The following is a 12,418-nucleotide window of genomic DNA, read 5'->3' as shown; positions in this document are numbered from 1 at the left end:
ACGCCAGCCAATTACCGGGGGTAGGCCACCTCGTAGTTGGCGGCGTCGTCCTTGATCGTCACGGTGACGGTCTTGCCCTGGCCGTTGACCACCGCGGCGCAGTCGAACGTGGCCCCCGACCTGACCTCCTGATCGGCCGGGCACTGCACGTCGCTGACGTCGGTGAGCTGGTAGTTGCCGGTGAGGATCTGCTTGACGCCGTCCTGCACGGCGCTCTGGCTCAGCACGGTGGTCTTGAGGAACCCGGGCGCCAGGAACGCGGTGACGCAGAACGCCGCCACCACGACGACCAGCGCGCCGAGCCCGATCAGCAGGCCCTTGGCGCCCTTCTTCTTCGGCTGCTGCCCGTAGGCGCCTTGCGCGGGGTACTGCTGCGCTGCCGGGTACTGCTGGGCGCCGTACTGCGGCGGCGGGTACTGCTGCCCGTACTGAGGCTGCTGCGGCTGGGGCTGCTGGGGCTGGGGATACCCCGGCGCCTGCCCGTACTGGGGTTGCTGCTGTCCGTAGCCGGGCTGCTGGCTCCACTGCTGGGGCCCGGTGCCGCCGTGGGGCGTGCTCATGCTGCGTGCCTCCGCTGATCGTCCCTCGCTCAGCGCGATCCAACCACAACGCTGGGTGGGGCGCGCTACTCGGCGCCCGCCGCCACGACCCCGCGCCGCAGCGCCTTGACCGCCTGGGCGGCCGCGTCACCGACCGGGTCGGCCCGCCCGAGCACCGTCTTGATCTGGTCGAGCAGGTCGACGACCTGGCGGGACCAGCGCACGAAGTCCCCGGCGGACAGTTCCTGCCCGTTGGCGTCGGCGGCGGTGAGCACCTTTTCGAGTGACTCGCCGCGCGCCCACCGGTACACCGGCCAGGCGAACCCGGCGTCGGGTTCGCGGGTGCGGTCCAGGCGGTGGCGCCGCTCGTCCTCGGCGAGGTCGGTCCAGATCTTGGCGGTCTCCTGCCACGCCTTGGGCACGCCGCCGGCGGGCAGCCGCGGCTCGCCGGGCGAGTCGCGGCGGGCTTCGAACACCAGGGTGGACACGACCGCGGCCAGCTCGGGCGGGGTCAGGCCCTCCCACACGCCGTGGCGGATGCATTCGGCGGCGAGCAGGTCGGACTCGCTGTAGAGGCGGGCCAGGCGGGCGCCGTGCTCGGTGACGCGGTCTTCGTCCTCGGCGAGGTAGCCGCGTTCGGCCAGCAGCGCCCGGATGCGGTCGAACGCGCGCGCCAGCGAGTGGGTGGTGGCGGCGACGCGGCGTTCCAGCTGCTCGGTTTCGGCGGCCAGCCGGTGGTAGCGCTCGACCCAGCGGATGTTGGCCTCGCGTTCGGCCAGCCCGTGGCAGGGGTGGGCGCGCAGGGCGCGGCGCAGCGCGGCCAGCTCACCGTCCTCGTTGGCGCCGGACCGCCGCTTCTGGCGGCCGGGCAGGGAGATCCCGGAGTCGCGCAGGTGGGAGGCGATGTCCCGGCGGGTCTTGGGTGAGCGCAGCTCGACGTGCCGGGGCAGCTTGATCCGGCCCAGCGGCTCCACGGGCGCGGAGAAGTCGGACAGCGACAGCGGCCCGGACCACCGGTCCTCGGTCACCACGACCGGGCGCGGCTCGCGCACCGGGTCCAGACCGGGGTCGATCACCACCGCGAGCCCGGCGCGGCGCCCGGCGGGGACGGCGATGACGTCGCCCTTGCGCAGCTTCTCCAGCGAGACCGCGGTGTCGGCGCGGCGGGCGGCGGTGTTCTGCCGCGCCAGCGCCTTCTCCCGGTCGGAGATCTTCTTGCGCAGCCCGGCGTAGTCGAGCATCGCGTCGAAGTCGCCGGTGACGGCCTCGGCGTAGCCCTTGAGCGCCTCGCGGTTCTTCTCGATGCGCCGGGACAGGCCCACCACGGACCGGTCGGCCTGGAACTGGGCGAAGGACTGCTCCAGCAGCTCACGGGCCTGTTCGTGGCCGAGCTGGGCGACCAGGTTGATCGCCATGTTGTAGCCGGGCCGGAACGACGACCGCAGCGGGTAGGTGCGGGTCGAGGCGAGCCCGGCGACGGCCTTGGGGTCCACGCCCGGCTGCCACACCACGACCGCGTGGCCCTCGACGTCGATGCCGCGGCGCCCGGCGCGGCCGGTGAGCTGGGTGTACTCGCCCGGGGTCAGGTCGACGTGGGCCTCGCCGTTGTACTTGACCAGCCGTTCGAGCACGACGGTGCGGGCGGGCATGTTGATGCCCAGCGCCAGCGTCTCGGTGGCGAACACGACCTTGACCAGGCCGCGCACGAACAGTTCCTCGACGGTCTCCTTGAACGCGGGCAGCAGCCCGGCGTGGTGCCCGGCGATGCCGTTCTCCAGCGCCTCGCGCCACTCCCAGTACCCGAGCACGCCCAGGTCGCCCTCGGGCAGGTCCTTGGTGCGCGTGTCGACGATGCGGCGCACCTCGGCGGCCTCCTCCGGGGTGTTCAGCCGCAGCCCGGAGCGGACCACCTGGCCCACGGCGGCGTCGCAGCCGGCGCGGGAGAAGATGAACACGATCGCCGGCAGCAGCCCGGCGGCGTCCAAGCGGGTGATCATGTCCACCCTCGACGGCGGCCGGAACCGGGGGCCGCGCGAGTACTGGCGGCCGCCGCGGCCCCGGCGCAGCGCCGCCGGGGCGTGCATGCGCCCGACCTCCTCGACGCGCCGCAGCAGCCCCGGGTTGATCCGCAGCTCACCGGCGGAGCCGTCGTCGGCGAACAGGTCGAGCAGCCGGTTGCCGACCATCATGTGCTGCCACAGCGGCACGGGCCGGTGCTCGTCGACCACCACGGTGGTGTCGCCGCGGACGGTGACCAGCCATTCGCCGAACTCCTCGGCGTTGCTGACGGTGGCGGACAGGCCGACGACCCGCACGTACTCGGGCAGGTGCAGGATGACCTCTTCCCACACCGCGCCGCGGAACCGGTCGGCGAGGTAGTGGATCTCGTCCATCACCACGTAGCCGAGGTCGTCGATGGCCGAGGAGCCCGCGTAGAGCATGTTGCGCAGGACCTCGGTGGTCATCACCACGATCTGGGCGTTGCCGTTGATCGCGGTGTCGCCGGTGAGCAGGCCGACGGTGTCGGCGCCGTAGCGCTGCACGAGGTCGCCGTACTTCTGGTTGGACAGCGCCTTGATGGGCGTGGTGTAGAAGCACTTGCGGCCCTCGGCGAGCGCGAGGTGCACGGCGAACTCGCCGACCACGGTCTTGCCGGCGCCGGTGGGCGCGCACACGAGCACGCCGTGGCCGTCCTCCAGGGCGCGGCAGCCGCGGATCTGGAAGTCGTCGAACCCGAAGTCCGCCTCGTCGGCGAAGCGGGTCAGCTGGGGGTACTGGGCGCGGCGCTTGGAAGCCTGGTAGGCCTCGGCCGGCGACACGGAAGGGCGAGGGGCCACCTCGTCAGGGTGTCACATGCGGTGTCCGGGACGCATGCGGTGGGTGTCACCCCAGGATGGTGAGCGCGCCGCGGTGGCAACGGGCGGTGACCGCGCCGCCGGGCAGCATCTCGCCGTCGGCGCAGAGGGGCCAGCCGGTGGTCTCGATGCGCACCTCGCGGGCGCGCAGGGTGCGCACGGCCGGGTGGCGCAGGTGCCGTCCGTGGCGCAGGCCGGGCAGGATCCGCAGCAGGTCGGCGCGGGTGGCGCGGCCGACGACGGTGATGTCGAAGAGCCCGTCGGCGGGGTCGGCGTGCGGGCAGATCCGCATGCCGGCGCCGTAGAACGGGGTGTTGCCGATGGCGACGAGGGTGGCGTCGAGGTCGAGGCGCCCGGTGTCGGTGGTGAGGGTGACCGGGCGGGCCCGGAACGCGGCGAGCTCGGCCAGGACGGCGACGTCGTAGCGGTGCGGGCCGGACGGCCACCGCAGGCGGGTGGCGCGGGCGTTGACGGCGGCGTCGAACCCGGTGCACAGGACGGTGGCGAACCAGGTGCCGCCGGCGTGGCCGAGGTCGACGGCGCGGTGGCGCCGCTCCCGCAGCGCGGTCACGACGGCGTCGGCCGCGGCCAGCGGGTCGAGGGGGACGCCGAGCCCGCGGGCGAGGTCGTTGCCGGTGCCGGCCGGGACGAGCCCGAGCGGGGTGCCGGTGGCGGCGCAGTACTGGACGGCGTGGTGCACGGCCCCGTCGCCGCCGAGGACGACCAGCGCGTCGAGCCCGTCCGGCAGATCCCCCGGGGCCGTGGTGCCGAGCAGGTCCAGGCGGTCCACCCCGGCACGCAGCCGGGCGGCCACGGTGCCGGCGATCCTGGCCGCCGCACCGCGGCCGGTGTCGGGGTGGACGGCCAGGGCCGCGCGGATACCCATGGTGGGGCGGACCGGCTAGGTCACGTCCTCGGTCTTCGGCTTGGCCGGGGTGTCGTCGATGCTGCTCGGGGTGTAGTCGAACGGCGCGGCCTCGTTGTCGTCCAGGCCCGCCCACTCCTCGCTCTCGCTGCCCCGGTACTTGCGCTTGTCGTGCACGCGCGCGATCTGGATGGCCAGCTCGGCGAGCACGGTCAGCGCGCCGGCCAGGGCGATCATCGAGAACGGGTCCGACCCGGGCGTGGCGAACGCGGCGAAGACGAACACCGCCATGATGATCCCGCGGCGCCACCTCTTGAGCTGGGCGTACTTGAGCACGCCCACGAAGTTCAGCATCACCAGCAGCAGCGGCAGTTCGAAGCTGACCCCGAAGATGATCAGCAGCGACAGCACGAACGAGATGTACTTGTCGCCGGTGAGGCCGGTGATGAAGAAGTCGTTGCCGAAGCCCATCAGCAGCTGCAGGGCGTGCGGGATGAGCAGGTAGGCCAGGACGGCGCCACCGGCGAACAGCACGCTCGCGAAGCCGACGAAGGTGAGCGCGTACTTGCGCTCCTTGGTGTACAGGCCGGGGGCGATGAACGCCCACAGCTGGTACAGCCACAGCGGTGAGGTCAGCACCGCGCCCCCGGCGAGACCGACCTTCAGCTGGATCATGAACGCCTCGAACGGCACCGTCTGCAGCAGGTAGCAGCCTTCGGTGCTGCCGAGCCGCCGGTCGGCCGGGATGGCGCAGTACGGGTCGTTGATGATCGACCCGAGCGACGGGACCGGACCCATCCTGGTGTTGAACCAGATGAAGCCGAAGATCCCGCCGGCGAGCACGGCGAGCAGGGCCCAGCCCAGGCGGCGCCGGAACTCGTAGATGTGCTCGATGAGCGTCATCGTGCCGTCGGGGTTGAGCCGGCGGCTGCGCTTGCGCCGCCGGTCCCTCCGGCTCTTGGGGGCGGAGTCCGCCACGACAGGCTCCGTCCTCGCCTCAGCTGGCGTGCTTGTGAGCCTGGTCGGCCTTCTCCGCCGCCTGCTGCCGCTTCAGCTCGTCGAGCTGCTTCTGCAGCTGCGCGACCTGGTCGTCGGCCGGGGAGGCCGCGGAGGCGGTGGTGGCAGTGGTGTCGGAGGCCGTGATCTGCTTCTTCTCGGGCTCCTCGGCCTTGCCGTCCTCACGGAGGTCCTTGGTCTCGGCCTTGAAGATCTTCATGGACTTGCCGATGGACCGCGCGGCATCCGGCAGGCGCTTCGCGCCGAACAGCAGGATCACGACGAGCACCAAGACGATCAAGTGCCACGGCTGCATCGCGTTGAACATCAGTGGCCTCCTTCCTTGCTTGTGACCAACTCTACTTGCTCAGGGGCGGGACGCCGCCGTTGTTCGAGCGCGACGCGCAGACCGGCCGACCGGGCCTTCAACAGACCGGTGCGATCGGTGACACTCGCCGTAACCATGCTCGATGCCTTCCGGAACCGGCGCAAGACCCCGAATGTCCGGATCAGGACAACAATCAGCGCCAGGAGGCCCACGGCGGCGAGCAGAATGCTCGGCAGGTACGACACGGCGTCACCCTACTGGCCCAAGGTGGCCGGGAGGTGACGTGCCCTTTCCAGTGCGGCGGCGGCCCGGCTACGGACAGCCTCAGCCAGCTCGGGCGGGCTTTCCACGCGCGCGTCGCCGCCGAGGCCGAGCACCAGCCGCACCATCCAGGACTCGTCGCCGTAGCGCATCCGCACCCGCAGCCTGCCGCCGTCGAGCTCGGCCAGCTCCTCGCACGGGTAGTACTCGGCGACCCAGCGCGCGTCCGGTTCCAGCACCAGCCGCGCCTCGGGCTGGCCGGGCCGGGCCCGGAACACGCCGTCGGAGATGTCGGTGGGCCGCGCTGTCGGCGGCGGGGCGGCGCGCTCGTCGAGGACCTCGACCTCGTCGATGCGGTCCAGGCGGAACAGCCGCACGCCCTCGGCGCGGCGGCACCAGGCCTCCAGGTAGCCGACGGCCTGCACGATCAGCAGCCGCATCGGGTCGACCGTGCGCTCGGTGATCTGGTCGCGGGAGGCGGTGTAGTAGCGGATGCGCAGCGCCCGCCCGGCGCGCAGCGCGTTCTGCACCACGCGGCGGGTGGCGGCGGTCTTCTCGCCCTCCCGCACGGCCAGCCCGACCACGACGCCGGAGGGCTGGGCCTGCCCGGCGGCGGCCTCGATCTTGGCGATGGCGCGGTGCACCGCGTCGGTGTCGACCACGCCGGGGGTCTCGGCGACCGCGCGCAGCGCGACCAGCAGCGCGGTGGCTTCCCCGCCGGTCAGGCGCAGCGGCCGGTTCATGCCGGCGTCGAAGGTGACCGTGACCGTGTCGCCCTCGAAGGACAGGTCGATCAGGTCACCCGGCCCGTAGCCGGGCAGCCCGCACATCCACAGCAGTTCCAGGTCGCGGCGCAGCTGCTTCGCGGTGACGCCGAAGTCGCGGGCGGCGTCCTCGATGCGGATGCCGGGGCGCGCGAGCAGGTAGGGCACGAGCGCCAGCAGCCGGGGCATCCGGTTGGTCGATCCGCTCATCGCCGCACCTCGTGGTGCAGGTCGTGGTGCAGTTCGGGGTGCAGCACCGACTCCAGGCGGCCGCGGACCGCCTTGGCCAGCACGTCCGGCTCGAGGACCAGCACGTCGGGGCCGTGCCCGGCGATCCAGTCGGCGGCGCTTTCCGGGAAGGACAGGTCGATCTCGGCGAGGTCGCCCTCGATGCCGTCGACAGTGAGCCGCCCGGTCAGGCGGGCGCGGCGGCGCACACCGGCCGCGCGCTGGTCGGCGATCCACAGCTTGGCGGTGGTGACGGGCGCGGGGTCGGTGTCGGTGGTGCCGGCGATCAGCTCCAGCAGGTTGACGTTGTCCGGCCGCTGCACCTCGCCCGGGCGCCCGGCGGTGCGCACGTCGCCGACGATGCGGGAGAGCCGGAAGCAACGTGGGGCGCCGCGGTCGCGATCGTGGCCCACGACGTACCAGCGGGCGCGCCAGGACACCACGCCCCACGGTTCCAGGGTGCGGGTGAGCCGTTCCGCCGAGCCGGAGCGGCGGTAGGAGAACTGGACGGCCTGGCGGGCCTGCACGGCGGCGACCAGCGGGGTGAAGGCCGGTTCGGCGCGGACGCGGGACTCCACGACCGGCGGCTCGGTGTGGTCGAGGTCGACCCCGGCGGCGCGCAGTTTGACCAGGGCGCCCTGGGCCTGGCCGGTCATCTCGGGCGAGTCCCAGAGCCGGACGGCGAGCCCGACGGCGGCGGCCTCGTCCGGGGCCAGCTCGATCTCGCCCAGCTCGTAGTCCCGCCGGGCGATGCGGTAGCCCTCGGCCGGGTCGAAGGCCGAGTTGCGGCCGGTCTCCAGCGGGATCCCCAGTTCACGCAGCTCGGTCTTGTCCCGTTCGAACATGCGGGAGAAGGCCTCGTCGCTCGCGGCGTCGGCGTATCCGGGCACGATCCCGCGAATCCGGTCAGCGGTGAGGTACTGCCGGGTCGACAGCAGAGCGAGCACCAGATTGACCAGGCGCTCGGCGCGGGCGGTGGACACCCGACCACAGTAGCTCGCACTGGTGATCGAGTCGCCGAGGTCCACCCCGGCGCGCCCGGGAAGTCCACGAGATACCCACCCACACCCCCGCGAGACGCGATTTTCAGCCGCGTAGGCCGCTCAATGAGCTCGTTGCGGCCCCCGGTCGCGAAGCCGATCCGTGATCGCTACCTGATTCACTACTTGAGTGCCTGCTGGTGGGTGAATCAGCGCTCCCAGGCGCGGTGACGTGGTGCTCCACTACGCCAAGGGCGCTACGTGGGACCGCCTTGATCGACCGTCTCCGCGGTAAGCCCTGCTCGGCTTTCACCAGGCGTACTTCCGCTGGCGTCGAGCGAACAAATTCCGACGCCGGTGACGGAGTCTCAGCCCTGGACGGCGCGACGCAGCTCCTCGCGCATCCGCTCCGTCAGCGCGGCCCCGCCCAGGCCCTCCGCGATGATCTCGATCGTGCGCTCCAGCGCCAGCTCCCGGGCCTCCCGCGGGGCGGCGGACAGCGGGCCGTCCAGGTGCAGCATCGCCAGGCCGTGCACCGACGCCCACGCCGCGAACTCGGCCATCGGGCGGCGCTGCGGTGGCAGGTACCCGGACGCGGCCAGGTCGTCGATCGCCTCGATCAGCTTGCCGAACGGGCCGGACTCCGCGACGGCCGGCATCGGCGGGAGACCGCCGGCGAACGCGGTGCGGAACAGCCCGGGCTCGGCGAGGGCGAACGCGAAGTACCCCCGCCCGATCGCGGCCAGCCGGCTCAGGCCCCGTTCGGCCGGATCGCCGACCGGGTCCAGGCGGTCCAGCGCCTCGTTCACCGACGCGGTCAGCAGCTCCATCGCGCGCGTCTTGACCGCCTCCAGCAGCTCCTCGTGCCCGGCGAAGTGCCGGTAGGCGGCGGTCGGCGTGACCCCGACCGCGCGCGCGGCGGCCCGGATCGTCACCGACGAAGGGCCACCGGCCTGGGCGAGTTCCGCGGCGGAGCGGATCAGGGCGTTGCGCAGATCGCCGTGGTGGTAGCCGCTTCGCACGGGCGCCGAGGAGCTCACGGCTCGATGTTGACACCCGTACACATCAGGTGGCAAGTGCACTGCCGAGGGGATCCCGTGTTCGCTCGGCTCGGACTCCAGCCGCGCCCACGCCCCTCGCCGGGCAGCAACTTCGGCGGCAAGGACGACCTCCGGTTCTTCCTCGGCTTCACCCCGCTGCCGCTGGGCACCAGCACGCTGCTGTGCTGCATCGCGTTCGGACTGTCCACGGTCTCGGCCCGCGCGACCCTGGTACGCGGCCTGCTGCCGCCCGCCGGCCTGCGGCCGCTACGCCGCCTGCACGAGCACGTCGGCGTCAGCAAGACCGCGGGACCACCCGCCGCGGTGCGTCAACGGCGCTCCCACGGGATCTGCTCGCCCGCCTCCACCGGGAACGGCAACCGGTTCTCCCGTGGGGGCAGCGGGCACGTCGCGAGGTCGATGAACGCGCACGGCAGGTTCACCGCCCGGTTGAAGTCCAGCTCCACCCGGCCCCCGGCATCCGGCGCGCCGACCGACAGGCTGCGGTTCGCCGCGTACGTCGTCACGCCCGAGGTCGCGTCCGTGAACAGCACCGAGAACGCCGCGCCGCCCTTGCCGTTGAACGCGGTCAGCGCGAACTCCTCGCCCCGGTACGCGAAGCGCAGCACACCCGGCGACGAGTACACATGCGACAGTCCTTCCACGACCGCCCCGACCGTCACCGCCCGCGGTTCGTCGAACGGCTCGAACCGGCCGGGCAGCACCCACGCCGGGTCCGGTTCGTAGGCCGGCACGCCGCGGAACGCGGCCCGCACCGGCGCCGCCCGGTCCCGCAACCGCAGCAGGTACCCGCTGCGCCGCGCCACCTCCACGACCCGGTCACCGGCCTTGACCATCTCGCCCGGCCCGCTGTTGACCAGCTCGAACCGCGCCGTGCCGGACACGCCGAACTCCTCGTCCGGCTCCACCACCACGACCGCGGCCTCGCCGTCGACACGCCACGCGCCGGGGATGCCGTCGAACCGCCGCGGCTCCGGCGTCAGCCAGTGCCGCGCCGTGATGCTCAGCCACCCGTGCGGCTCCGCCAGCACCCGCTCCCGCTCGGCGTGCCAGGCCCGCCACTGCTCCGCGAACGCGTTCACAGCGAGCTGATCAGCCGGTCGACGCGCTCGTCCACCGCGCGGAACGGGTCCTTGCACAACACGGTCCGCTGCGCCTGGTCGTTGAGCTTGAGGTGCACCCAGTCGACCGTGAAGTCCCGCCCGGCGGCCTGCGCGGCGGCGATGAAATCGCCCCGCAGCTTCGCCCGCGTGGTCTGCGGCGGCGTGTCCTTGGCCAGCTCGATCTCCCCGTCGTCGGTGATCCGCCGCACCAGGCCCTTGCGCTGCAGCAGGTCGAACAAGCCCCGCCCGCGCCGGATGTCGTGGTAGGCCAGGTCCAGCTGCGCCACCCGCGGGCTGGACAGGTCCAGGTTGTGCTTGGCCCGGTACCGCTCCACCAGCCGGTGCTTGATCGCCCAGTCGATCTCGGTGTCGATCTTGCCGAAGTCCTGCTGCTCCACCGCGTCCAGCGCGCGGCCCCACAGCTCCACCACCCGCTGCGCGGTCGGGCCCGAGTCGTTGGCCTGCACGTGCTGCACCGCGCGCCCGTAGTACTCGCGCTGGATGTCCAGCGCCGAGGCCTCCCGCCCGCCGGCCAGCCGCACCGGGCGCCGCCCGGTCAGGTCGTGGCTGATCTCGCGGATCGCCCGGATCGGGTTGTCCAGCGTGAAGTCCCGGAACTGCACACCCTGCTCGATCATCTCCAGCACCAGGTTCGCCGTGCCGATCTTCAGCAGCGTCGTCGGCTCGGCCATGTTCGAGTCGCCCACGATGACGTGCAGCCGCCGGTACCGCTCGGCGTCGGCGTGCGGCTCGTCGCGGGTGTTGATGATCGGCCGCGACCGGGTCGTGGCGCTGGAGACGCCCTCCCAGATGTGCTCGGCCCGCTGCGACAGGCAGTACACCGCGCCCCGCGGCGTCTGCAGCACCTTGCCGGCGCCGCAGATCAGCTGACGGGTCACCAGGAACGGCAGCAGCACGTCGGCGATCCGGGAAAACTCGCCCGCGCGCGTCACCAGGTAGTTCTCGTGACAGCCGTAGGAGTTGCCCGCCGAGTCGGTGTTGTTCTTGAACAGGAAGATGTCCCCGCCGATGCCCTCGTCGGCCAGCCGCCGCTCGGCGTCGACCAGCAGGTCCTCGAGGATCCGCTCGCCGGCCTTGTCGTGCGTGACGAGCTGCACCAGGTCGTCGCACTCGGCCGTGGCGTACTCGGGGTGCGAGCCCACGTCCAGGTAGAGCCGGGAGCCGTTGGACAGGAAGACGTTGGACGAGCGCCCCCACGACACGACCCGCCGGAACAGGTAGCGCGCCACCTCATCGGGCGAGAGCCGGCGCTGCCCGTGGAACGTGCAGGTGACGCCGAACTCGGTCTCGATGCCAAAAATCCGCCGCTGCATCTCTCAATGCTAGGCGCTTTCGGCCCTGTCGCGGTGCGCCGTTCGGGCGGCGACACGCCGGGTGATCGTCGCACCACGTGCCGGACCACCGCGGACGAGGCCGTTACCAGGGGTTTCCCACGTTGTGGCCCGGGCCACCCGATAGGGTCGAACCGGACTGCGACAGGGGTGATCCGAAACCGTGACCGGCGACGCGCTGCGAGCCGACTGCGCCAGCTGCTTCGGCCTGTGCTGCGTGGCCCTGCCCTTCGCCGCCTCGGCGGACTTCGCGGTGGACAAGGACGCGGGCACACCGTGCCACAACCTCCTCGACGACTACCGCTGCGGCATCCACTCCCGGCTGCGGGAGAAGGGCTTCACCGGCTGCACCGTCTTCGACTGCTTCGGCGCCGGGCAGCGCATCTCCCAGGACACCTTCGGCGGCCGCGACTGGCGCACCGCACCCGAGACCCGGCAGCCGATGTTCGCCGCGTTCCCGGTGATGCGGCAGCTGCACGAGCTGCTGTTCTACCTCACCGAGGCGCTCGGCCTGCCCGCCGCGCGCCCAGTGCACGACGAGCTGCGGGCGGCGCTGGCGGAGACCGAGCGGATGGCCCGCGGCGGCCCGGCCGAGCTGGTGGAGCTCGACGTGGCCGGCCACCGGGAGAAGGTGAGCGGCCTGCTGCTGCGGGCGAGCGAACTGGTCCGCGGCAAGCGCGGCAAGAACCGCCGCGGAGCCGACCTGATCGGCGCCAAGCTGCGCGAAGCCGACCTCAGGGCCGCCAACCTGCGCGGCGCGTACCTCATCGGAGCCGACCTCCAGCACGCCGACCTGCGCCAGGCGGATGTCATCGGAGCGGACTTCCGCGGGGCGAACCTCGCGGGCGCCGACCTGACCGGCAGCCTGTTCCTCACGCAGGCCCAGGTGACCGCCGCCCACGGCGACAGCGCGACGCGCCTGCCGGACGGGCTCACGCGGCCGGCCCACTGGGCCTGATCCCGGCGCCGATACCCGGGGGCGCCCTGCGCGCGAGCCGGTGAGACACCAAGCAGCCGCTCCCCGCGCGACCCCTGCCCACCGGCCAGGCGAGGGCACCGAGCCCCGGGCATGCGAAAGGGCCCCCG

General features: G+C 72.6%; 12 protein-coding genes. 1 reads left to right on the top strand and 11 read right to left on the bottom strand.

Annotated features, from left to right (window positions below; all coding sequences use genetic code 11):
* Window positions 1-11 precede the first annotated feature (11 nt).
* From D0D28_RS00300 to pafA, 11 genes are all read right to left on the bottom strand, one after another.
* Window positions 12-560, bottom strand: coding sequence for a DUF4333 domain-containing protein (locus tag D0D28_RS00300; RefSeq protein ID WP_116109106.1), 549 nt, complete (start codon window positions 558-560; stop codon window positions 12-14).
* A gap of 65 nt (window positions 561-625) precedes the next feature.
* Window positions 626-3,376: a DEAD/DEAH box helicase gene (locus D0D28_RS00295; protein ID WP_116109104.1), complete on the bottom strand. Its 2,751-nt coding sequence runs from the start codon at window positions 3,374-3,376 to the stop codon at window positions 626-628.
* A 46-nt stretch (window positions 3,377-3,422) separates the two neighbouring features.
* Window positions 3,423-4,280, bottom strand: coding sequence for a diacylglycerol/lipid kinase family protein (locus tag D0D28_RS00290; RefSeq protein WP_116109101.1), 858 nt, complete (start codon window positions 4,278-4,280; stop codon window positions 3,423-3,425).
* A gap of 15 nt (window positions 4,281-4,295) precedes the next feature.
* Window positions 4,296-5,237: a twin-arginine translocase subunit TatC gene (tatC, locus tag D0D28_RS00285; RefSeq protein ID WP_094002935.1), complete on the bottom strand. Its 942-nt coding sequence runs from the start codon at window positions 5,235-5,237 to the stop codon at window positions 4,296-4,298.
* 19 nt (window positions 5,238-5,256) lie between these two features.
* Window positions 5,257-5,583: a Sec-independent protein translocase subunit TatA gene (tatA, locus tag D0D28_RS00280; RefSeq protein WP_116109098.1), complete on the bottom strand. Its 327-nt coding sequence runs from the start codon at window positions 5,581-5,583 to the stop codon at window positions 5,257-5,259.
* The gene (locus D0D28_RS00275; protein WP_094002933.1) at window positions 5,583-5,828 is read right to left on the bottom strand and encodes a bacteriophage holin; all 246 of its coding nucleotides are present in this window, start codon (window positions 5,826-5,828) and stop codon (window positions 5,583-5,585) included. The genes tatA and D0D28_RS00275 overlap by 1 nt, the downstream gene beginning before the upstream one ends.
* A 9-nt stretch (window positions 5,829-5,837) precedes the next feature.
* The gene (locus tag D0D28_RS00270) at window positions 5,838-6,818 is read right to left on the bottom strand and encodes a helix-turn-helix transcriptional regulator (protein WP_094002932.1); all 981 of its coding nucleotides are present in this window, start codon (window positions 6,816-6,818) and stop codon (window positions 5,838-5,840) included.
* The gene (locus tag D0D28_RS00265) at window positions 6,815-7,819 is read right to left on the bottom strand and encodes a helix-turn-helix transcriptional regulator (protein WP_116109332.1); all 1,005 of its coding nucleotides are present in this window, start codon (window positions 7,817-7,819) and stop codon (window positions 6,815-6,817) included. Before D0D28_RS00265 ends, D0D28_RS00270 begins: the two co-directional genes overlap by 4 nt.
* A 365-nt stretch (window positions 7,820-8,184) precedes the next feature.
* Window positions 8,185-8,856 carry a TetR/AcrR family transcriptional regulator gene (locus D0D28_RS00260; RefSeq protein WP_116109096.1) on the bottom strand — a complete coding sequence of 224 codons (672 nt, stop codon included), beginning with the start codon at window positions 8,854-8,856 and terminating at the stop codon, window positions 8,185-8,187.
* Window positions 8,857-9,185: 329 nt separating this feature from the next.
* The gene (locus tag D0D28_RS00255; RefSeq protein ID WP_116109094.1) at window positions 9,186-9,959 is read right to left on the bottom strand and encodes a DUF1684 domain-containing protein; all 774 of its coding nucleotides are present in this window, start codon (window positions 9,957-9,959) and stop codon (window positions 9,186-9,188) included.
* The gene (pafA, locus tag D0D28_RS00250) at window positions 9,956-11,314 is read right to left on the bottom strand and encodes a Pup--protein ligase (RefSeq protein ID WP_094002928.1); all 1,359 of its coding nucleotides are present in this window, start codon (window positions 11,312-11,314) and stop codon (window positions 9,956-9,958) included. Before pafA ends, D0D28_RS00255 begins: the two co-directional genes overlap by 4 nt.
* A gap of 181 nt (window positions 11,315-11,495) precedes the next feature.
* Between pafA and D0D28_RS00245 the strand changes: the two genes are divergently transcribed.
* Window positions 11,496-12,290, top strand: a complete 795-nt coding sequence (locus tag D0D28_RS00245; protein ID WP_116109092.1) for a pentapeptide repeat-containing protein — start codon at window positions 11,496-11,498, stop codon at window positions 12,288-12,290.
* Window positions 12,291-12,418 lie beyond the last annotated feature (128 nt).

The sequence above is a fragment of the Amycolatopsis ruanii genome, from assembly GCF_003385175.1.
In the GTDB taxonomy this organism is placed as follows: domain Bacteria; phylum Actinomycetota; class Actinomycetes; order Mycobacteriales; family Pseudonocardiaceae; genus Amycolatopsis_E; species Amycolatopsis_E thermalba.
This window is presented reverse-complemented; position numbering and strand designations above follow the sequence as displayed.